Source organism: Kitasatospora kazusensis (genome assembly GCF_039529945.1).
Lineage (GTDB): Bacteria > Actinomycetota > Actinomycetes > Streptomycetales > Streptomycetaceae > Kitasatospora > Kitasatospora kazusensis.
This window is the reverse complement of the sequence record NZ_BAAANT010000019.1, coordinates 17,832-39,085: the sequence shown is the minus strand read 5'-3', so window position 1 is coordinate 39,085 and position 21,254 is coordinate 17,832. Positions and strand designations below refer to the sequence as shown.

The window sequence follows — 21,254 nt, the reverse complement described above, 5'->3', positions numbered from 1 at the left end:
GGGCGCCGGGCAGCCGAAGCTGCTCTCCGTCATCGGTGCGCAGGACATGAGGACACAGTGACGGGGATGCCCGAAATTCCACAGGGTCTGCTCGACTCCCCACTTGGTTGAGCAGTAAACGATGAGTCGGGAGCCAGCCCCGGACCGCCTTGGCTCAGCCCAGCGCATCGATCAGGGAGGTGACATAGGCATTCAGCCGCTCCTCCACAGCTCGTGTCGTGAGCTCGGTCCGTCCTGCCTCCCGCCACGGCTGCGCCACCCACTGCACTTCCTCCGAGAGCGCCAGCGGCTCCCGCACCTGCCAGTACAGCCGCTCGTCCGCGGCCGCGGCCGGCATCCCGCCCGCCTCCTGGTACGCCTCGGTGAAGCGCAGGCCCCACGCCGGGCCGTGCAGCAGCGCGAGATTGGTGGAGCAGTGCGCCACGTCGAGGTCTGCCGGGCCCCAGGAGGCCGCCGCCCAGTCGACGACGCCGGCGATCCGGGCACCCGCGGCACCGGCCGGGTCCTCGGGTGGCAGCGCCACATACTCCCGGGGCCGGACGGCCGGCCGCACCGCGTGGACCCCACGAGTTGACGGACCAGCAGGGGCAGCCGCGTCTCCAGCCCCTCGCCGCCTGAATCGCCGCCCATTCCTCGTCGGTGAACAGCGGCTTGGCCACGGCCCGCGTCTGAGGCGCGTGCCGCCGGAGCTCCTTCCACCACCACCTCCGGCGGCGCCCTCGGCGGCGCCGAGGAGGTGCGGAGCCCGGAGAGCAGGGCGGGAGCCGCTCGGTCAGGCCCGTTCGTCCGTCGGGGGCCGGCCGGGGTCCCGGCGGTCGCGGGGCCGGACGAGGCCCCAGTCGTAGGCCGCGACGGCGGCCTGCAGGCGGTCCCGGACGCCGAGTTTGCCGAGGATGCTCTGTACGTGGCTCTTGACGGTGGTCTCGGCGAGCCGGAGGGCGGCGCCGATCTCGGCGTTCGACAGGCCCCGGGCCACCAGCAGCAGGACGTCGCTCTCCCGGGGGGAGAGCAGGGCCCGCAGTTCCCGGCCGTCCGCGCCCCCGGACGGCGGGGCGGCCATCCGTTGCAGCAGCCGCCGGGTGACCGCCGGGTCCAGGACGGCCTCCCCTGCGGCGACCACCTTGACCGCTTCGACCAGCCGGTCGGCGGTGGAGTCCTTCAGCAGGTAGCCGGAGGCGCCCGCGCGCAGGGCTTCGGCGACGTAGCCGTCCAGGTGGAACGTGGTGAGGACGAGGACCCGGGTCGGGCCGGGCACACCGGGGCCGAGCAGGGCGCGGGTGGCCGCGACACCGTCCAGGCGCGGCATCCGGACGTCCATCAGGAGGACGTCGGGACGCAGCCGCCTCGCCACCTCGACGGCGGCGGCGCCGTCGGCGGCCTCGCCGATGACGGACAGGCCGGGTTCGGAGTCGATGATGGCGCGCAGGCCGGACCGGACCAGCTCCTGGTCGTCGGCGATGACCACCGTGACGGTCACTCGGCCGCCTCCGGGCACGGGAGCACCGCGTCGACCCGGAAGCCGCCGCCCGTCGCCGGCCCGGCGTACAGCGTCCCGCCGTACAGGGCGACCCGCTCCCGCATGCCGAGGAGGCCGTGGGCCGGAACGGTCCGGCCGCTGCCGGCGCCGTCGTCGCGCACCGACACCCGCAGCGACCCGCCGGCCGGGGCCGGCCCGCCGGTGACGGCCACTGTCACGGTGACCGAGGTGATGCCCGGACCGGCGTGCTTGAGCACGTTGGTGAGTGCCTCCTGGACGATCCGGTACACCGTCAGGCCGACGGCCGGTGGCAGGCTCACCGGCTGGGCGTCGAGCCGGACCGGCAGGCCGGCGGCCACCAACCCGGAGACCAGGTCTGGCAGTTCGGCCAGACCGGGCTGCGGGCTGAGCTCGTCCTCCCCGGCCGGACGCAGCAGGGCCAGGACCTGGCGCAGCTGGGCGAGGGCCTGTCGGCTGGTCGCGGAGATCGTGCCGAGGAAGACCGGGACGGCGCCGGGGTCGGTACGGGCGGACCGCAAGGCGGCCTCGGACTGGATCGAGATCAGGCTGAGCGAGTGGCCGACGATGTCGTGCAGCTCGCGGGCGATCCGCAGCCGCTCCTCGGTCACCGCCCGGGCGGCGCGCTCGCCCTCCTCCCGCTCCAGGCGGGCGGCGCGGGCCCGGAGTTCGCGGATGTAGGCCCGGCGGGTGCGGGTGGCGTAGCCGGCCAGCCAGGCACCCGCGACGGCGAGGCAGACCGTCAGCTGCGGCCAGACGCCCGCGTCCCGGGTACGCGAGCCGGGCAGGCCCATCGCCACCGCCGGCGCGGCCACCGCCACCAGGACGGCGGCCGCCCGGGCCGCCGCCCGCAGCCGCTCGGTGTGGCCGGCGTGGCCGGCAGGAACAGCAGGGTCGGCGCGGTCGGCATGGACCGCGAGCGCGTACGCCGCCACCGGCACCGCCGCGCCGGCCGAACCGGCCGGGTACCCGGCGGAGATCATGAACACGGCGACGGCGGTGCTGCCGAGCAGCACCGCCGTCGGCGCCCGCCGGCGGGCCGCCACCAGTGCCGCCTGGGCCGCGCCGAGCGGCAGCACGGCGAACGGCGGCAGCCAGCCGGCCACCCGGTCACCGGATCCCGCGACGGCCACGGCCAGCACCAGGAGCGCGAGCAGCCGGTCGCCCACGGCGGGCCGCCACCGTTCGGATGCCTCGTCCACGCGTCTGAGCATGCCCAGGAATCCGCCGGAAACCTCCTCAGGCATCCCGGCTCCGCACCTGCGCCAGCGCGGCCGCGCCGAGCAGCAGCACGTACACCGTGAGCCCGAGCAGGGCCGGCCCCGGCGCCGCCAGGCCCGTGGTGCGGGTGTGCCACAGCGCCGCACCCAGGTTCGACGGCAGGTACGGGACGGTGTGGTGCCAGAGTGCGTCGTGCGGCAGGCTGTTCACCATGACCGGGAGCACCAGGTAGATCCCGAACAGCGCCGACAGGGCCACCGGGGTGCTGCGCACCAGCACCCCGAGGAACAGCCCGAACAGCGCCGTCAGCGCCAGGTACAGCGCGCCGCCCAGCACGGACCGCAGCGCACCCGGATCCCCCAGCCCCGCCCGGGGCACGGGCGCGGCCAGCCGGCTCTGGCCGGCCAGGAACGCCACGGTGCAGAGCGCTGTCGCCGCCGGCAGCGACACCGCACCGACCAGGGCCGTCTTCGCCGCCAGCACCCGGCCCCGCTGCGGCGTGGCGGCGAAGGTGCTGCGGACCAGCCCGCTGCCGTACTCGCTGGTCATCGCCAGCGCGCCGAGGGCGCCGAAGAACAGGACGGCCAGCTGGAGGTACCCGAGGTTGGTGTCGACCGGTTGGAAGGCGGCCCGCCGGCGCGGGTCGAAACCCGCCCAGCGGGCCTGGTAGTCGGAGCAGACCAGGACAGCCAGCCCGACGCTGAAGACCGCCGCGCCCAGCAGGACCGCCGGCAGTGACCGCAGCGACCGCAGCTTGATCCACTCACTGGCCAGGACGGCCGCGGCCCGTCGGCACCCGGCGCGGACCGGCGACAGCCCGGACAAGGGCGACCGGACCGGCAGGGGTGATGGCAGCGTCGGCATCAGGCGTCCCTCCTGCGGAGCACGACCAGCGCCGCCGCCGCACCGGCCGCGACGTACAGCAGGAACACCCCGCCTCCCTGCCAGGGTCCCAGCGCGTGGTCCGCGCCGCGCGCCACCGTCCACAGCTGCGAACCGGCCGCAGCCGGCAGGTAGACCGCGATCCGGTCGCCGGCGGCACCCGGCAGCATGCCGACGACCAGCGGGAGGACGAGCAGGAGGCCGAACAGCGCGGCCAGCGCCGCCGCCGTCCGGCGCAGCAGCGCGCCCAGCGCGAGCCCGAGCAGCCCGACCAGCAGCAGGTACAGCCCGCCGCCGGCCACCGCCCGCGACACCCCCGGGTCCCCCAGCCCGGCGTGCCGCGCCGGGCTGCCGAGCAGGCTCTGGCCGAGCAGGAACGCCGTGAGGCACGCCGCCGTCGACAGCCCCCACACCACCGAGCCGAGCACCAGCGCCTTGCCGGCGAGCACCAGTCCGCGCTGCGGCGTGGCGGCGAACGTCGTCCGGATCTGGCCGGCGGCGTACTCGCCGGCCATCGTCTGCACACCGAGCGCGCCGACGAGCAGCTGCGCCAGGTCGATGCCCCGCAGGCTCGTGTATGTGGGGTCGAAGGCCGCCCGCTCCGCGGCCGTCATCGTCGACCAGCCGGACCGGAAGCCCGCGCTGACGAGCCCCGCGCCGAGCAGCAGCACCAGGGTGGTGGCCAGCAGGACGGCGGGGACCGACCGGACCGACCGGAACTTGATCCACTCGGCGCCGGCGACCGCCCGCAGCCTCGGCAGCCCGGTGGCGGTCATGCCGCCACCGCCGCACGGTAGCTGACGGCGTCCTGGGTGAGCCGGAAGTACGCCTCTTCGAGTGACGCCGTCAGGTCCCGCAGCTGGTGCAGCACCCAGCCGTGTCCGGCGGCCAGCTCGCCGATCCGCGCCGAGCCGAGCCCGGCGACCGTCAGGGTCCCGTCCACCGCACCCGTGACCTCGCCGCCGTGCGCCCGCAGGACGGCGGCCAGCCGGACGGCGTCCGGCGAGCGCACCTCGACGCGGTCGGCGGAGTGGCGCGCGATCAGGTCGGCCAGTGAGGTGTCGGCCAGCAGCCGGCCCCGGCCGATGACCAGCAGGTGGTGCGCCGTCAGGGCCATCTCGCTCATCAGGTGGCTGGAGACCAGGACCGTCCGTCCCTCGGCCGCCAGCGACCGCATCAGTGTCCTGATCCACAGGATGCCGTCCGGGTCCAGCCCGTTCACCGGCTCGTCGAGGAGCAGCACTCCGGGGTCGCCGAGCAGCGCGGCCGCGATCCCGAGCCGCTGCGCCATGCCGAGCGAGTATCCGCCCACCCGTCGGCGCGCCACGGCGGTGAGCCCGACCTGTTCCAGCACCTCGTCGACGCGCCGGCGCGCGATGCCGTTCGCCGCCGCCAGGCTGTGCAGGTGGTTGTGGCCGGACCGGCCCGGGTGCACGGCCCGCGCGTCCAGCAGCGCGCCCACCTCGCGCAGCGGCCACACCTTGCCGCGGTAGCCGCTCCCGCCCACGGTCACCGAACCGGAGGTCGGCCGGTCCAGCCCCAGGATCATCCGCATGGTGGTCGACTTCCCGGCCCCGTTCGGGCCGAGGAAGCCCGTCACCAGGCCCGGCTCCACCCGGAAGTCCAGACCGTCCACCGCGATCGTGTCCCCGTAGGCCTTGGACAGCCCGCATGCCTCGATCATGCGCCGCTCCTCTCCCTCGTGGAAGCGACGTTACGAACCCGGCCCGGGACGGCGCCTCGACCGCAGTGAGGAGAACCGCTGCCGACCGGGCCGCGCCCTCCTCCTCAGGGAGGGGCTCACCCGATCTCGACCACCCGTGCCCACGCGGGTGGTGCGTCCGGCACGTAGTCGGGGTCGTGCTCGCTCCACGAGCCGGCCCTCCGCGGCCGGGCGAACAGGCCCACCACCGTCCGGCACGGCGGCCGGGTGGCCGGCCAGGGCGTCTGGCCGTCCGTCAGCACCACGACGACGTCGGGCCGGGGGCCCGCTCGGAGCGCCTTGGCGAAGCCGGTACGAAGGTCGGTCCCCCCGCCGCCGATCAGCGGTATGCCCTCGGCACCGCACAGCTGGTGCACGGACCGGGCCGCCGCGTCGCACGGCAGCACACTGACCAGGTCGCGGCGGCCGCCCACGGCGCGGGCGATCGCCGCCACTTCGAGCAGCGCACTGCCCAGTTCGGGGTCGCTGACCGATCCGGAGGTGTCGATGACCACGCAGACCCGGGGCGGCCGGCGCCGCAGGCTCGGCAGGACAGCACCGGGCACCCCCGCCGAGCGCCGCGACGGCCGGCCGTAGGTGTAGTCGTCGCCCGCGCCGGAGCCGGCCACGGCCGAGCGGATCGCCGCTCCCAGCAACTCCCGCCACGGCTGCGGCGGGTGGAACGCCTCCTCCGCCCAGCGCCGCCACCCCTTGGGGGTGTCACCCGGGCGGCCGGTGATGCCCTGCGCGACCCGGAACCGGACCGCGTCGCGCTCCTGCGCGCTGAGGCCGTGCGCGCCGTCCGGCCCCAGGTCCCACTCCCGTTCCAGTCCGTCGGCGCCACTGCCGCAGTCCAGCCAGACCAGGTCCTGGAGATGCGGTCCGAGCCGGAACATGCGCAGGTAGTCCTCCATCAGCCGTCCCGTCGGCAGCCCCAGCGGCCCCGGCTCGACGGCGCCCTCCGGCCGGACCAACCCGTCGCCGAACACGTCGTCGTTGATCTCGCAGTCCGCCGCGATGTTCATCCGCAGCCGCTCCCCCGGGCCGCTCAGTCCGCGCTCGCGCGCGACCCGGTCGCCGCGCCCGTGGTGGTCGCGCAGCAGGTGCGACACCTCGTGCACCCAGGCCCCGGCCAGTTCCTCCTCCGGTGTCCGGGCCACGAACGCCGGTGAGACGTAGCACCGCCAGTACCGGTCGACGGCCATCGTCGGCACCTGCCGCGACTCCACGACGTGCAGGGCGAACAGCGCAGTGGCGAGGTAGGGCCTGACCCGGGCGGCGTGCAGCCGGGCGGCGAAGAGCTTGTCGAGGTCCAGCGTCCCCGGTGCGCCCGGGCTCACCGGCCGGCCTGCCCGGCGCCGGCGACCCGGGCCGCCACCTGGTCCGCCCGCCGGGACAGCGACACCACCGGGGCGAGCCGCTCGATCGAGGCCGGTACGTCCCAGTCCTCGCGGCGCAGTGCGGCGAGCGTGGTCGCGGGGACGACCACCAGGTCCGGGGCGCCGGTCTCCATCGCCCGGACCAGCAGTGCCCAGGCCGCGTCCCAGCGGGACCTCTCCGGACGGTTGCGGACGGCCGCCACCACACCGTCGAGCACGGCCTGGCGCAGATCGCCCCGCTCGGGCAGGGCGGCGCCCGCCGGGTCGGCGAGCAGCTCCTCCGGGTCCGGCAGGTCCATCCGGTCCAGGCTCGCCAGCAGTTCCATCCCCGGGCCGTCCCCCACGGTGCCCCTCACCAGCATCGAGAGCACCTCCCGGGAGGAGCCGGCCGCCGTGGCGAAGGCGGTCAGGCACAGGGCCGCCTCCCAGCTCCGGGGTGACGGCCAGGGGCCGCCCCGGCCGGTCTCCGTGCTGGGCAGCCGGTGCACGAGAGTGGGGCGCGCGGCGAGGAGCCCGCACACGGCCCGGCGGGCGAAGTGCACGGCCTCGGACAGCTTGCCCGGGTCGAGCCGCGGCAGTGTCGCCCGGGGCCATGTCCCGCCGAGGCCGCGGACCACCACCTCGTGGTCGTGGATCCACTTCAGGTGGACGAACCGGTTGGCCAGCGGCGGGCTCAGCTCCCAGCCGTCCGCGGCCGAGGAGCGCGGATTGGCGGCGGCCACGATCCGCACCCCGGGCGGCAGTTGCAGTGCGCCGATCCGCCGTTCGAGTACCAGGCGGAGCAACGCGGCCTGCACGGCCGGCGGCGCGGTGGACAACTCGTCCAGGAACAGCAGCCCCCGGCCGGCCCGTACCAGCCGCACGGCCCAGTCCGGCGGCGCCATCGGGACCCCCTGTTCGGCGGGGTCGTCACCGACCACGGGCAGCCCCGAGAAGTCGGACGGCTCGTGCACGCTGGCGATCACCGTGGTCAGCGGCAGGTCCAGGGCCGCCGCGAGCTGGGTCAGGGCCGCAGTCTTGCCGATCCCCGGCTCACCCCACAGCAGCACCGGCAGGTCGGCGGCCACAGCCAGTGTCAGCGCCTCCAGTTGGGTGTCGGGACGCGGTTCGGTGGTGGTGTCGCGCAGCAGGGCCAGCAACTCGGCCGCGACGTCGAGCCGGGAGGCGCCGGCCGGATCGGAGCAGGCCGGATCGGAACGGATGTCGGCGGGGGCGGGGGCAGGGGTGGGCCGGGTGGCTACGGGCATGTCTGAATCACCTGTCGTCGGTGGCGGGTCACGTGGGTACGGGGGCGGCGGCCCCCGGGTCGACGCCTCGGCGGGGCACGGCGTCGAAAGACGGGCCGGCGCGTCAACGGGCCGGGCGCGTCAGTGGGTCAGTCAGTGGGTCAGTGCGTCAGCGGGTGGACGCGTCAGCGGATGGACGTGCGGCGCTGGTGCGAGCGGCGGGGACGGGGACGGTAGCTGGGGCGCTCCGAGCGGGGGCCGGGACCGACCAGGCCCGCCCGGAACAGTCCGTACGTGACCCGGCGCAGCGCGGCCGCCTCCAGTTCGTCCCGCAGATCACCGCCGCGCAGCAGTGCCTCGGGACCCAGCAGGCCCTCGACGACGGCCAGCGCACCAGCGGTGTCGCCGTGGTCCAGGCGTTCGCGGACGCCCGGAAGGCACTCCGGTTGCCGGTGCGCCAGGTCGACCGCCTGGAGGCAGGGCAGCGGCGTGCCGGTCAGTGCGGTCAGCAACTCCTCGCGGCGGAGCTCGGCCGGGTCGTGGTCCAGTGGGGCCAGCACCCCGTCGACCAGGCCGATCCGGTGCCGGGCTCCCCGGCAGTCCACCACGTGCGGCTGCCCCGCCAGGGCCGGAGGCCGGGCGGGCCGGGTCGGCGAACGCCCCGGTACCAGCGCCGCGGCGACCAGCGGGTGCAGCCGGTCCGCCTCGATCGCGCCGGTCCGGAGCAGTTCCAGGTCGGGCAGCACCCAGGTCGCCGCATCGGGCAGGACCGGCAGCGCGCGGGCGGCGCCGGCGGGTGCGGCCGTGATCCGCAGCGCGGGCGGCCCGACGCCGTCCCGGTCCGTGAGCACGTCCAGCGCCAGCCGGTGCCGCGACCCGAGCCGCACCGCGACGGTGCCGTCGGCCCGCCCCTCGGAGCGGAGCAGGATCTGCGCCTCGGCCGCCCACCGGCCGACGTCGCAGCGGAGCCCGTGCGGCACCGTGCCCGTGACCTCCGGGTCGGAGCCGTCGGCGGCGGGCCGCCGATCGGCCCCGGACCGGATCCGTAGCTCGTCGACCCGGCCCGCGTCCCACAGGTGCCGGTGCAGGTCGAGGCGGAAGCGCCGGTGGGGGCGGGGACGCGGGTGACGGCAGGCGGGGGCTTCGGAGCCGGACCCGTCCCACAGCGCGAGGCTGATCCGCTGGCCGTACTCCGCCCAGGCCGGCGGGGTACGGACCACGAGGTGCAACGGGTCCGCACGGGCCCGCCCCGCGCCTTCGTACCGGGCCAGCGCGATGGTCAGCCCGGGGCGCAACAGCCCGTCCGGGGCGATTCTCGGCAGGTGCCAGCGCAGCAGGTCGGGGGCCAGCCGACGGAGATCGGCCCGGACCCGGGCTGCCTGCTCCTGGCCGTGGGTACGCGCCAGGGCGCGCAGGTCCAGGTCGACATCGATGCCTGCGGCGGTGCACGCACCGGCCCAGTCACCCGCGCGGCGGCGGGCGGTCGCAGTCTCGATCATGGCGGGCGGCACGGCGAACTCGCGCACGCGCAGCCAGCGGGAGATGTGGGAGTCCCCGTTCGCGGTCGAAGTGAGCATCAGCACTCACCTTGCGCGGACGGGACCCCCGATTCGTTACTGGAGGAAGTAGTCATCGCGAGGACCGTACCGCCTCGTGCCCGAACCTGCCAGGCCTTTCCGGGCCGGTACTGCGGCCGTCCGGTTCGACCGCCCCTGAACGGGCTTACCTCACACCGTAGTTCACCCTTTCCTCCCGACTGCCGCCCCAACCGGGGCCCCGTGCACGCGTTCTCGTCCCGGCGCACCGGACCACCGGCGGCCTGCCGCCGCATCCGACGGTGCCCGCACCGAAGCCGGGAGGCGCGGGAAGGCCGAGGCCCGGAGGCGCGGGAAGGCCGGAACCGGGAGGCGCGCAAAGGCCGGGCCCACTGGTCAACTCCCGCCCGCCCTGGTAGGACAGGCGCATGAAGCCCCAGCCGGCCCCCGGCACCCCGCCATCGCCGCGCGGTCGCGCCGGCTACGACGCCGTCATCGTCGGAGGCGGCCACAACGGCCTGGTCGCCGCGGCCTATCTGGCCCGGGCCGGGCGCAGCGTGCTGCTGCTGGAGCGGCTCGGCCGTACCGGCGGCGCGGCCGTGTCCACCGAGGCGTTCTCCGGCGTGCAGGCGCGGCTCTCCCGGTACTCGTACCTGGTAAGCCTGCTGCCCCGGAAGATCGTCGACGAGTTGGGGCTGCGGTTCGCCGTACGGCGGCGGCGGATCTCCTCGTACACCCCGACCGTCCGGCACGGCCGGGCGACCGGGCTGCTGGTGGACGGCTCGGACCAGGCTCGCACTGCGGCCGCCTTCCGTGAACTCACCGGCTCGGAAGCGGAGTTCGAGTCCTGGCAGGAGTTCTACGGGATGACCCGCCGGGTGGCCGAACGGGTCTTCCCCTCGCTGACCGAGCCGTTGCCCAGCCGGGCGGAACTCGCCCGGCGGGTGGGCGACCCCGAGGCCTGGGAGGCGCTCTTCGAGCGGCCGATCGGCGAGACCCTGGAGCGCCGCTTCGCGGACGACCTGGTCCGGGGGCTGGTGCTGACCGACGCGCTGATCGGCACGTTCACCCATGCCCACGACCCGTCACTGCGCCAGAACCGCTGCTTCCTCTACCACGTGATCGGCGGTGGCACCGGGGACTGGGACGTGCCGGTCGGCGGCATGGGCGCCCTCACCGACGCGCTGGCCGACGCGGCGCGGGCGGCCGGGGCGGAGATCCGCACCGGCTGCGAGGTGACGGCGGTGGCCACGGACGGCGGCACCGCCGAGGTGACCTACCGCACCGGGGACGCCGAACTCACGGTGGGGGCCCGGCAGGTGCTGTGCAACGCCGCACCGCAGACCCTCGCCCGGCTGCTCGGCGAGCGGCCGGCCACCGGCCCCGGGCCGGAGGGCTCGCAACTCAAGGTGAACATGCTGCTGCGGCGACTGCCGCGCCTGCGGGACGGCGCGGTCGACCCGCGCGAGGCCTTCGCCGGCACCTTCCACATCGCCGAGTCCTACCGCGAGTTGGAGGCCGCCTACCGCGACGCCGCCGCCGGGCGGCTGCCTGCGGCCGCCCCCTCGGAGATCTACTGCCACTCCCTCACCGACCCGTCGATCCTCGGCCGGGAGCTCGCCGGCCAGGGGTACCAGACCCTCACCCTGTTCGGACTGCACCTGCCGGCCCGGCTCTTCGCGGACGACGGCGACCACACGGTCCGCGACGCGGCGCTCCGGGCCGTCCTGGCACCGCTGGACGCGGTCCTGGACGAACCGCTCGCGGACTGCCTGGCGCTCGACGACCGGGGGCGCCCGTGCATCGAGGCGAAGAGCCCGCTCGACCTGGAGCACGAACTCGGCCTCCCCGGCGGCAACATCTTCCACCGCGACCTGGCCTTCCCCTACGGTGACGCCCCGGGCGACCGCTGGGGCGTGGCGACCGCCCACCCCAACGTCCTGCTGTGCGGGGCGGGCGCCGTACGCGGCGGGGGTGTCAGCGGCATCCCCGGGCACAACGCGGCGATGGCCGCCCTGGGCCGCTGAGCCGTCCCCCTCGCGGCCGGTACACCGGCGGCCGGTGCGCTCACGGCGGCGGCAGCGGGACGGGGGTCTCGCCGGGTGCCCACCAGTGGGTGCCGTAGTAGATGAGCCCCGCCCAGAACTGGGCGTCCTCGTGGTAGGCGATGTCCAGCCCGACGATCCAGGTCCGGGGCGTCCGGCCGTCCTCCCCGGGCCCGGACCAGTGACGGTTGACCCGGCCGACCGCTTCGGCCCGGCCGATCCCGAACCCCGCCGACAGTTCGTCGGCGATCTCGGAGCAGAACCGCCGCGCGGCGTCGTCCCCCGCGCACGGGAACTCGGCGCCGGGGCGCAGGACGGACTCGTGCACGAGGTACTCCACCGGCCCGGGCACGCCGCCGACCCCGGGCGGCGTCCGGGACACGACCCTGTCCCGGAGCTCGTCGAAGGCCAGTCCGTACTCCGCGAGGAGGCGGTCCAGATCCGACCGCTCCCCGACGGGTACGAACCGGTCGGGAGCGGGATCGTGCGGCGCTGCGGGCATACCCCCATGATGCCCGCACCACCCGTTCCGCCCGGACGGCACCTCCCGCACATCCGCCGACCCGTCACCCGAAGACCCGACGACCCGACGACCCGACGACCCGACGACCCGACGACCCGCATCCAGCAACCCACGCCGGGCGACCCACGCCCGTAGCGGTCGGTCCCGGCCCCCGCGCGGACGCGGCCCGCCGTCCGGGCACGCCCGGCCGGACCCTACGATGACCGCCATGAACACAGGGGGGCCGGCTGCCCGGCTCATTGACGGCCGCTTCGAACTGCTGGAGCCTCTCGGCGGTGGCGGCATGGGGCTGGTGTGGCGGGCCCGCGACACCGCGCTGGAGCGCGAGGTCGCGCTGAAGGAGGTCCGCCCGCCGGACCCGGCGCTCGCGGACGCCGACCCGAGGGCCGCGCACGTGCTGCGCGAGCGGGTGCTGCGCGAGGCGCGTTCGCTGGCCCGGCTCAACCACCCCAACGTGGTGACGATCCACCACATCGTCGACCGGCCGGAGTACCCGCACCCGTGGCTCGTCATGGAGCTGGTGACCGGCGGCTCGCTCTACGACCGCCTGGCGCGGTCGCCGCTCTCCCCCGCCGAGGCGGCGAGGCTCGGCCGGGGGGTGCTGTCCGCACTCGCCGCCGCCCACGCGGCCGGGATCCAGCACCGCGACGTGAAGCCCGGCAACGTCCTGCTCCGTCCGGACGGCACGCCCGTGCTCACCGACTTCGGCATCGCCGCTCTGTCCGAGTCGGCCGGCCTGACCACCACCGGCTCGCTGATCGGCTCCCCCGAGTACATCGCCCCCGAGCGGATCCGCGGCGAGGAGGGCAACCCGGCCTCGGACCTGTGGTCGCTGGGGATGATGCTCTACACCGCGGTGGAGGGCCGGCACCCGCTGCGCCGCGCCACCAACCTCGCCACCCTGGCCGCCGTGCTGGACGAGCCGGTGCCGCCGGCGGTACGGTCCGGGCCGCTCGCGCCGGTGCTGTCCGCCGTCCTGGTCCGCGACCCGGCGGCCCGCCCCGGCGCCGCACTGCTCGACCAACTGCTCGCCGAGGCCGAGGCCGAGGCCTGCGCCGCAGCGGCCCCGGCGGACGCCGTACGGCCGGCCGAGCCCGCTCCGCGCCGAGCAGTGCCGCAGGACGCCGTCCGCCCGGCCGTGCCCGCCGCGCCCGCGGATCGGCCACCACTCCTCGACAAGCGGCCCGCACCCCACTTCGGGCCCCACTTCGGGCCCGGCGACCCGGCCGAGCCGGTCCGCCCGGCGCGGTCCCGGGCCGGGCGCAACGCACTCCGGTCGGGGTATGCCGCAGCTGCGGTGCTGGCCGCCGTGGTGCTGTGGAGCACGGGCCACGGCTTCGGCCAGGGCGCCACCTCCCGCACAAGCGCCCCGAGCAGCCCCGGCGCGTCACCGGAGGGCTCCCGCACCACGGCGACCGGCGCCCCGGCGGCCGCCCCGCCGTCCACCGACCCACCGTCCGCGAACCCGCCGTCGGCCTCGACTCCCGCCGCGGGCACGGACCTGCTCACCCCGGCAGGTGTGCGCGGCCTGGTCCAGGCCCTCCAACCGCTGATGGGCGGGACCGAGGTCACCGAGCTGGTGGTCTACCCGGAGTACGCCGACGCGAACGCCCCGACGGCGGCCGACCCGCAGCTGTTCGACCGGTTCGAGTACCGCGACGGCCAGGCCACCCGCTCCCCGGTCGGCGGCGGCACGGTGACCTCCGGGGACAAGACGGTGGACCTGCGGTCCGTGGCCTGGGACGCCCTCCCGGGGCTGCTCCACAAGGCGGACCAGGAACTCGGCGTCACCCACCCGACGACGCACTACGTGATCGTGCGCCACTCCTGGGCCGACGAGAACGCCACCCTGCTGGTCTACGTCGCGGACTCGTACGGCGGGGGGTACCTGGCGGCGGATCTGAACGGCCGGGTCCTGAAGACCTTTCCGCGCAACGGGTGAACCGACGGGGCCGGACGGTTCACCCGTACGGGGTAGCCGGTGCGGCCTTCCCCGGTGGACCGGCTACGCCTGCTGGGGACGTTCGCGCAGCCACGGCGTGCGGGAGGCGAGGACGCCCAGGCCGAGGGCGATCAGGTGCCCGGCGTCGGCCAGTTGCTGGTCCAGCGCCCACGCCGTCGCCAGCACCAGGGCGAGGGCGGGCAGGCCGTACCGCCGCAGCGGGGCGGAGCCGAGACCGAGCAGGCAGCCGACGGTCGCCACCAGGCCGTAACTGATGCCCACGTCACGGGCGTGCGACAGCGCCCCGGGGATGTGGGCGCTGAGCATCGCCCACATCGCGCCCTCGGTGAGCAGGGTGGCCCCCAGGTGGCCGAAAACGAAGACCGCACCGGCCCGGAGCGCTCCCCAGCGCCACTCGGCCAGCCCGACCGCCACCGCGACCGCCGCGATGCCGAGCCAGGCGGGCACGCCGTCGACCACCAGCCCGCTGGTGAACAGCGTCCACCACTTGCCGACTTCCATGTGGTGCACGTTGCTGCTGTTGTGCCGGATGAAGCGGGCCCGTCCCGCCCGGCTCTGACCCGCCAGCCACCAGGCCATCAGCGTCAGCAGCAGGACGTACGCCGTGGTCAGCGGGAGCCTGGCCAGGAACCGGCCGACCGGCCCGCGCTCCGGAGCCGCCCGGCCGGTGTCGGGGCGGCTGCCCGTCGTTGCTCCGCCGCGCTCTGTCATCGTGCCCTCGCCCTGCCTCGTCCTCGGCCTGCACCGGCCCCCTGCCCTCGGGCGCCGCCGGTGCACCGGTCGGATCGAGCCTAACCACGCGCGCGGGCCGCCGACGACGACGCCGGAGCCGGGACACCGGCCGCCGGCGCCGCCCAGGCCACTGGGGCCGCGGTGCGGGCTCGGGTCAGCCGGCCGCTCGCGGCGTGATGACGCAGGCGTTGTCCCTGTTGCTCCAGAGCGGCTGCATCGCGAAGGTGCCGGTGGGCAGCACCACCTTCTGGAAGTTGCTCTCGCAGAGGTCGCCGATCTCCTGGCCGTTCGCGGCGGCCCAGCCGCTCTCGGGCTGCGGATCGGTGATCGACTCGGCGTACTCGTGGCCTTCCACGATGCTGAACGCGTCGAGCTTGCCGCCCAGCGCCGAGTTGGGACAACGGCTGCCCTTGGGGGCGTCCAGCTGGTAGGGCATGTTGGTGTAGGAGACGCTGCCCGTGTAGTCGTGCCACGCGCAGAAGCCCGAGTTGGGCCAGCCGTCCGGCGAGGTGCCGTGCGGGCTCAGCACCACGATCTGCGCGTCCGGGTCACCGGACACGCCGAAGTGCGCGGCCGCCGCGTTCGCCTCCGCGGCGATGGCGCGCTGCGAGGCGGCCGCCGGGGCCGCCCGGCCACTGTCGGACCAACTACCGCCGAGGACGGCACCGTTGAACGCCGGAGCGGAGTTGTTCGCGTCCGGGTACTGGGAGGTGGTGATCGACCAGGTGTCGTGCGCGGTGCCCAGTCCGCTGAACATGGCCGCCATGTACGCCTGGATCCCGTTGGTGTCCTTCTTCCACTGGGACCCCCAGAAGTCGAGGTACACCACCGGGCTGTGCTGGATCGTGCCGCCGTTGTACTGCAGCAGACCCGCCGCCGAGCCGGCCCGGGGCGCCGCCTTCGACCCGGCCTCCGACGCCGACGCCGACGCCGGGTAAACGCCGAAGCGGCCGTGCGCGGCCGCCGAGGCCGGGGCCGGAGCCGACGCCGACGTCGGCCCGGCGAACGCCGAAGGCGCGCCCGCCAGTTGCGCGGCCGGGAGCAGACCGACGGCCAGCACGGCGCCCAGCCCGGTCAGTGCGCGACGAACCCTGCTCTTTCGCGTGATGTTCACAGCACTCGCAATCCGTGGGGGTGTGCTCGAACGGACGACCGACTGGAGCCGGGCGCCGGAGACCCCGCGCGCTGCCCGCGCGGCGGCGGCCCCGGGCCCAGCGTGCGGGCGCGGGGCGCGGCGCCACCAGGGGGCTGCAGTGACGTATACACGCCAATTCGTGAACCCGACACCGCCGACCCGACGCCGTGAACCCGACACCCGTGAACCCGGCGTAGCGACCCAGGCACCTCCCACCCGGCACCGCCGACCCGCCCGCACCCGGACGAGGCCGCTCCGCCCGACCGCCCTGCGCAGCGGCCCGGCCGGGCCCCCACCGCCGCCCGCTCAGGACACCGGGACCGGCGCACCCTCCAGGCGCAGCCAGGATTCGTGCCAGAGCAGGCCGCACTGCCGGTCGCACCCGGTGACCGGCAGCGGCTCGCCCTTGCAGCGGAGACCGTCGAGGATGTACCAGTTGCCGCCGACCGGCCGCTGCCACCAGGCGAGCGCGCCGTGCTGAACCTGGGTCATCAGCCGCTGGCGGGTGCCGGCGAACCGGGCCATCCCCGGCTGGAACGGCACACCGTGCAGGCGACCGGACCGGTCCAGGGTCGCCTGGATCTCCGGAAGGGTTCGCACGATCGCGTGCACGCCACTGTCGCGGGGTTCGGCCGCCGCCGGCTCGGAGGGCTCCAGCCAGGCGTCCCGGAACAGCAGGGCGCAGGCCAGCCCGCACCCCTGCCGGCCGTCCGCCCCCAGGCAGGTGGCTCCGGCGAGGGTGGTGGTCGTGGAGAGGCTGCGCATCCGGTAGTGGTCGTCCACCATCCGGCGCACGACGTGCTCGACCTGGTACGTGCGCCCGCAGAACGACCACTGGCCGCCGGTGAACCAGAGCCCCCGGTGGCGGTCGCGTTCGTCGAGGGTGGCCCGGATGCCCTCGCGGTCCTTGACCCGTACCCAGTCGCCGACGGCGTAGACCGACCCGCGGCCCGGCGGCGGGGCGCCGTCGTTGCGCACCCGCAGGTCCTCCCGCGCCAGCCGGGCCTGGCGGACCATCCCCAGCGGGGGCAGATCACGCAGCGGCAGCCGCTTGTACTGACATCGGTCCGATTGTGAGACAAGCATATCTTCAGCAGCGATATCTGACTGGGAGTCTTTAACAGTCACGACGAATCCCATCTGTCCGGATCGGGAGTGCTCGCCAGCAGATTACCGTCGAACCGGAAGAACCCGGCGAGTCCCCTGCGGCGCGCGAACAGATTTGCCCTATGCTTCTCGACAAGTCACCGGTGGAGTGGCCGAGAGGCTAGGCAGCGGCCCGCAAAGCCGCGTACACGGGTTCGACTCCTGTCTCCACCTCAAGTCCCCTGTTCACGAACTGTCCTGTCCACGCCGACCATCCGCACTATCCACCACACCCCTCGCGCATTCTCCTGGAAATGCGCCGCGCACCGGCGGCATATTCCCAGCGCTATCGAACCGCGCGGCGGGTCCGCAGAACCTCGGGCGGCCGGTCTCCCTGACCGGCCGCCTTTTCGGAACCGAATGGGCGCGGCTATCCGTTTCGACGGGAACGCCGTGCGGTGGGACCGGCGATCCGGCGGCCCGCAGGCCGCTGCCGGATGAAAACCAGACTCTGTACCCGACCCCGGAACGAAAGGCACCAGCGTGGTGGCCAAGGTCGCACTGCTCGCCAGGATCGTCGCCAAGCCCGAGCACGCCGCCGAAGTCGAAGCCCTGCTGCGCGGCGCACTGCCGCTGGCCGAGGCGGAGAGCGGGACGGTGACCTGGTCCGCGTTCCGCGAGGACGACGTCACCTTCGGCGTCTTCGACACCTTCGAGGACGAGCACGGCCGCGCCGCACACCTCGAAGGCAGCATCGCGGCCGCGCTGATGGGGATCGCCGCCACCCACCTCGCCGCACCGCCCGACATCCGCAGGGTGGACCTGCTCGCCGTCAAACTCCCCTGAGCAGAGCCCGGCGCAGGCCCGGAGCCTGCCCGGGGAGAACCGGCCCAGTCCTGCACCGGGTCCCGCGCCGGTCCCGCCGCCACACCCGGCGAGCGGCCCCCGGCGACACCTCACGCTGCCGACCGGCCCAGCAAGACGTGCAGAGAAGAGGTGACGGGCGGTCATGGCGCCAGTCCCGGCCGCCCGGCCGCCCGAACCACCCCGGCCGACCGGCCCGGACCGGCTGCCCATACTGACGACGCTCGTGCGGCGCGGCCGGGAGATCGAGCTGATGCACCGGGCCATGGGGTTCGCCGCTCTGGGGTTCGTCACGCTGATCCCCCTGCTGATCGTGGTCGCCGCCGCCTCCCCGGTGGACGGCAACGGATTCGCCGGCTGGGTGGTCGACGGACTCGGGGTGACCGGCCGCTCGGCGGACTCCGTCCGCCAGCTGTTCTCCTCGCCGCGCCGGGTGCTGAGCACCACGACGGCACTCGGCCTGGCCGGCGTCGCCGTCTTCGGCATCTCCTTCATGGCCGCCCTGCAGACCGGCTACGAACGGATCTGGCTGGTCCACGCCGCCGCCTGGCACGCCGCCTGGCGGCAGATCATCGGGCTCGCCGCCGTGGTCGGCTTCCTGCTGGCCGCCTCCTGGAGCGGTATCCCCCTGCACGGCACCGCCGCCCAGCCCACCCTCCGGCTGACCATCACGGTGGGGGGCGGGGTGATCTTCTTCTGGGGTCTCCAATGGCTGCTGCTGGGTGCCAAGGTCCGGCGCCGCGCGCTGCTCCCCGGCGCGGTGGCCACCGTGCTCGCCCTGATCGGCCTGCGGATCTTCTCGCAGCTCGTCTTCACCCCGCTCATCGTGTCGAGCGCGGTCTCGTACGGGACGATCGGGACCGTCCTGGTGGTGCAGTCCTGGCTGATCGGGGTCGGTTTCACGGTCTTCGGCGGTGCGCTCGCCGGTCACTCCTACTGGACGGGGAGACACCCCGACGTCGGGCCCGACACCCGCCGCGACCCGGCCGGCGAGGACGGACCGGCCCCGTGACGGCGGCTCCCGGGAACGTCTCCGGCTCCGGCCCGGGAACCCCCGTTCGTTGGGGGTGGTGTCCCAAGTCATCGGTTCCCAGGGGGAGAACGGAATGGAAGACGCACAGACGCCATTAGGCGGCCGCGGTATCCGCGGGGGCCTGGCCTCGGCGGCACACCGGCTGCGGGTACTGCGGAGGCCCCCGAAGGGACCGGCGGGGACGGCTCGGAAACGTCCGTTGTGGGTAGAGATACCGGTGCTCGTGGTGGTCGCCCTGGTGATCGCCCTGACCGTCAAGACCTTCTTCGTCCAGGCCTTCTTCATCCCCTCGGCCTCCATGGAGCCCACCCTCCAGAAGGGCGACCGGGTCCTGGTCGACAAGTTCACCCCGTGGTTCGGCGCCACCCCGCAGCGCGGCGACGTGGTCGTCTTCCACGACCCCGGCAACTGGCTCACCCAGGCGGACGTGCCCGCCCCCAGCGGCAACGGCGCACTCCGCGGCCTCCAATCGGCGCTGAGCACGGTCGGGCTGATGCCCTCGGCCAACGAGAAGGACCTGATCAAGCGGGTCATAGCGGTCGGCGGCGACACCGTGAAGTGCGACTCCGGCGCGCCGGTCAAGGTGAACAGCACACCGCTGGACGAGCCGTACATCTACCCCGGCTCCACCCCCTGCGACGACGACACGGTCGGGGAGGTGACGGTACCCAAGGGCGATCTCTGGGTCATGGGCGACCACCGGAACGACTCCGCGGACTCGCGCTTCCAACGGACTCACCACAAGGGCGACGGGTTCGTCCCGGTGAAGGACGTGGTGGGCCGCGCCGTCGTGGTGGCCTGGCCGCTCGGGCGCTGGTCGACGCTGCCGGTGCCGTCCACCTTCGACCATGTGGGGCTGGCAGCGGGCACGGCGCCCGCCACCGCCCCTGCGCTCGCCACCGCCGTCACCCCCGGTGCGCTGGGCGCCGTCGGCGTCGCGGCGCCGCTGACGCTCTGGCGCCGCAGGCAGCGCAGGCACCGCGGCCGCTGACTGTGCTTCACCGGGGCCGCCTTCAGACCCCGGCCCCACCCTTAGACCCCCTAAGGGTGGGGCTACCCGAACATTGAGTCCACGTGCTGGCACGATCGTTTGCAGACGCTCCAGTCACGACCATTGAGGCGATGGTTCTTCCACCGACTCTTGGACGGGTACTCATGCGCAAGACCCTGGTCGCCGCCGGCATCGCCGGACTCATGCTCGCCACCTGCGCCGTCGGCCCCGCCATGGCGGTCGAGTCGGCACCCCGCCCGGCCCGGGTCCATCTCCCCTCCCCCACGGGCGCGTTCAGCGTCGGCGTGGTCCCGCTCCACCTGGTCGACCACAGCCGCAGCGATCCCTGGCAGAGCGCCCGGGCGCCGCGAGAGCTGATGGTGAGCGTGTTCTACCCGGCGCGGGGCGCGGCCCGCCATCCGGTGGCCCGTCAGATGCCGGCGGGGGCCGCCGCGGGCTTCGACACCTTCGCGGGGCCGCTCAACTACGGCGTCCCCGCCGGCACGGCGGCCTGGGCGGAGACACTCACCGACGCCCACGGCGGCGCACCGGTCGCGCCCGGCCGCCATCCCGTCGTGCTGTACTCGCCGGGGGCGGGGGACATCCGTGACTGGAACACCGGCCTGGTGCAGGATCTGGTGTCGCACGGGTACATCGTGGTGACGATCGATCACACCTACGAGGCCGCCGCCGTCCAGTTCCCCGACGGCCGGGTCGCCGACAGTGTGCTGCTCTCCCGGTTCGCCGAGGCCCAGAAGTCCGGCACCGTGCCCGCCCTGCTGGAGAAGGTGCTCGACACCCGCGTCGCGGACACCCGGTTCGTCCTGGACCAGCTCACCACCCTCGCCACCGGGGCCGACCCGGACGCCGAGCACCGCCACCTGCCCAGCGGCCTGGGCCGCGCGATGGACTTGGACCGGATCGGGATGTTCGGCCAGTCGGCAGGCGGTTTCACCGCGGCCGAGACGATGTACAGCGACCCGAGGATCAAGGCCGGCATCGACCTGGACGGCACGCTGGGCTTCTCCTCCGAACCGGACGGCTCGCATCTGTCACCGGTGGCCCACCACGGCCTGGACCGCCCGTTCCTCCTGATGGGGAGTTCCGGTGACGGCGGCAGCAACCACCACGCCGAGCCGTCCTGGGCCTCGTTCTGGGACAACAGCCGCGGCTGGCATGCGGACATCACCCTCGACGACTCCCGGCACGGATCCTTCACCGATGCCGAGTCGCTGCTCCCCCAGCTCGCCGGCCGGCTTCCCACCGGCTCGGTCACCGGCCAACTCGGCACCCTCGCTCCCTCCCGCGCCGTGGCCACCGAGCGCGCCTACGTCTCCGCGTTCTTCGACCGCTGGCTCCGCAACCATGACAACCACCTCCTCGACGGTGGCCCCACGAGCTACCCCGTAACGTTCATCCGTTGACATGTGACTAAAAGGTCA

18 protein-coding genes, 1 tRNA gene and 1 pseudogene are annotated in these 21,254 nt (G+C 74.7%); 7 read left to right on the top strand and 13 right to left on the bottom strand.

Annotated features, from left to right (window positions below):
- Positions 1–154: 154 nt before the first annotated feature.
- From ABD330_RS17785 to ABD330_RS17745, 9 genes and pseudogenes are all read right to left on the bottom strand, one after another.
- A pseudogene (locus ABD330_RS17785) lies at positions 155–609 on the bottom strand (aminoglycoside phosphotransferase family protein); the annotation flags it as partial.
- 163 nt (positions 610–772) lie between these two features.
- On the bottom strand, positions 773–1,477 hold the full coding sequence (locus ABD330_RS17780; RefSeq protein ID WP_344466121.1) for a response regulator: 705 nt from the start codon (positions 1,475–1,477) through the stop codon (positions 773–775).
- Positions 1,474–2,697 (bottom strand): sensor histidine kinase, encoded by a 1,224-nt coding sequence (locus ABD330_RS17775; RefSeq protein ID WP_344466119.1) that lies wholly within the window; start codon positions 2,695–2,697, stop codon positions 1,474–1,476. The genes ABD330_RS17780 and ABD330_RS17775 overlap by 4 nt, the downstream gene beginning before the upstream one ends.
- 37 nt (positions 2,698–2,734) lie before the next feature.
- Positions 2,735–3,580 (bottom strand): ABC transporter permease, encoded by an 846-nt coding sequence (locus tag ABD330_RS17770; protein WP_344466117.1) that lies wholly within the window; start codon positions 3,578–3,580, stop codon positions 2,735–2,737.
- Positions 3,580–4,374 carry an ABC transporter permease gene (locus ABD330_RS17765; protein ID WP_344466115.1) on the bottom strand — a complete coding sequence of 265 codons (795 nt, stop codon included), beginning with the start codon at positions 4,372–4,374 and terminating at the stop codon, positions 3,580–3,582. The genes ABD330_RS17770 and ABD330_RS17765 overlap by 1 nt, the downstream gene beginning before the upstream one ends.
- Positions 4,371–5,282 (bottom strand): ABC transporter ATP-binding protein, encoded by a 912-nt coding sequence (locus ABD330_RS17760; protein WP_344466113.1) that lies wholly within the window; start codon positions 5,280–5,282, stop codon positions 4,371–4,373. The genes ABD330_RS17765 and ABD330_RS17760 overlap by 4 nt, the downstream gene beginning before the upstream one ends.
- A gap of 116 nt (positions 5,283–5,398) precedes the next feature.
- Positions 5,399–6,640: a vWA domain-containing protein gene (locus ABD330_RS17755; RefSeq protein WP_344466111.1), complete on the bottom strand. Its 1,242-nt coding sequence runs from the start codon at positions 6,638–6,640 to the stop codon at positions 5,399–5,401.
- The gene (locus ABD330_RS17750) at positions 6,637–7,926 is read right to left on the bottom strand and encodes an AAA family ATPase (protein WP_344466109.1); all 1,290 of its coding nucleotides are present in this window, start codon (positions 7,924–7,926) and stop codon (positions 6,637–6,639) included. The genes ABD330_RS17755 and ABD330_RS17750 overlap by 4 nt, the downstream gene beginning before the upstream one ends.
- A gap of 164 nt (positions 7,927–8,090) precedes the next feature.
- A complete protein-coding gene (locus ABD330_RS17745; protein ID WP_344466107.1) occupies positions 8,091–9,482 on the bottom strand; it encodes a hypothetical protein in 1,392 nt (463 codons plus the stop codon).
- Positions 9,483–9,868: 386 nt separating this feature from the next.
- Here ABD330_RS17745 and ABD330_RS17740 point away from each other — a divergent pair, with 386 nt between their 5' ends.
- Positions 9,869–11,467 carry a phytoene desaturase family protein gene (locus ABD330_RS17740; protein WP_344466105.1) on the top strand — a complete coding sequence of 533 codons (1,599 nt, stop codon included), beginning with the start codon at positions 9,869–9,871 and terminating at the stop codon, positions 11,465–11,467.
- A gap of 40 nt (positions 11,468–11,507) precedes the next feature.
- On the opposite strand, the gene ABD330_RS17735 is transcribed toward ABD330_RS17740, so the two are convergent.
- Positions 11,508–11,987, bottom strand: a complete 480-nt coding sequence (locus ABD330_RS17735; protein WP_344466103.1) for a hypothetical protein — start codon at positions 11,985–11,987, stop codon at positions 11,508–11,510.
- Between the two features lie 229 nt (positions 11,988–12,216).
- Between ABD330_RS17735 and ABD330_RS17730 the strand changes: the two genes are divergently transcribed.
- Entirely contained in the window at positions 12,217–13,950 is a 1,734-nt protein-coding gene (locus ABD330_RS17730; protein ID WP_344466100.1) for a serine/threonine-protein kinase, read from the top strand.
- Between the two features lie 63 nt (positions 13,951–14,013).
- On the opposite strand, the gene ABD330_RS17725 is transcribed toward ABD330_RS17730, so the two are convergent.
- The 3 genes from ABD330_RS17725 to ABD330_RS17715 form a co-directional block, all read right to left on the bottom strand.
- Entirely contained in the window at positions 14,014–14,682 is a 669-nt protein-coding gene (locus ABD330_RS17725) for a rhomboid-like protein (RefSeq protein WP_344466097.1), read from the bottom strand.
- 175 nt (positions 14,683–14,857) lie between these two features.
- The gene (locus ABD330_RS17720; protein WP_344466095.1) at positions 14,858–15,817 is read right to left on the bottom strand and encodes a hypothetical protein; all 960 of its coding nucleotides are present in this window, start codon (positions 15,815–15,817) and stop codon (positions 14,858–14,860) included.
- Positions 15,818–16,144: 327 nt separating this feature from the next.
- The gene (locus tag ABD330_RS17715) at positions 16,145–16,924 is read right to left on the bottom strand and encodes a hypothetical protein (protein ID WP_344466093.1); all 780 of its coding nucleotides are present in this window, start codon (positions 16,922–16,924) and stop codon (positions 16,145–16,147) included.
- 163 nt (positions 16,925–17,087) lie between these two features.
- Between ABD330_RS17715 and ABD330_RS17710 the strand changes: the two genes are divergently transcribed.
- From ABD330_RS17710 to ABD330_RS17690, 5 genes are all read left to right on the top strand, one after another.
- A tRNA-Cys gene (locus ABD330_RS17710) sits at positions 17,088–17,158 on the top strand.
- A 312-nt stretch (positions 17,159–17,470) separates the two neighbouring features.
- Positions 17,471–17,770: a putative quinol monooxygenase gene (locus ABD330_RS17705; protein ID WP_344466091.1), complete on the top strand. Its 300-nt coding sequence runs from the start codon at positions 17,471–17,473 to the stop codon at positions 17,768–17,770.
- Between the two features lie 163 nt (positions 17,771–17,933).
- Complete coding sequence (locus ABD330_RS17700) at positions 17,934–18,800, top strand: YhjD/YihY/BrkB family envelope integrity protein (protein ID WP_344466089.1); 867 nt, start codon at positions 17,934–17,936, stop codon at positions 18,798–18,800.
- Between the two features lie 220 nt (positions 18,801–19,020).
- On the top strand, positions 19,021–19,812 hold the full coding sequence (gene lepB, locus ABD330_RS17695) for a signal peptidase I (protein WP_344466087.1): 792 nt from the start codon (positions 19,021–19,023) through the stop codon (positions 19,810–19,812).
- A gap of 164 nt (positions 19,813–19,976) precedes the next feature.
- Positions 19,977–21,236: an alpha/beta hydrolase family protein gene (locus ABD330_RS17690; protein ID WP_344466085.1), complete on the top strand. Its 1,260-nt coding sequence runs from the start codon at positions 19,977–19,979 to the stop codon at positions 21,234–21,236.
- Positions 21,237–21,254: the final 18 nt, after the last annotated feature.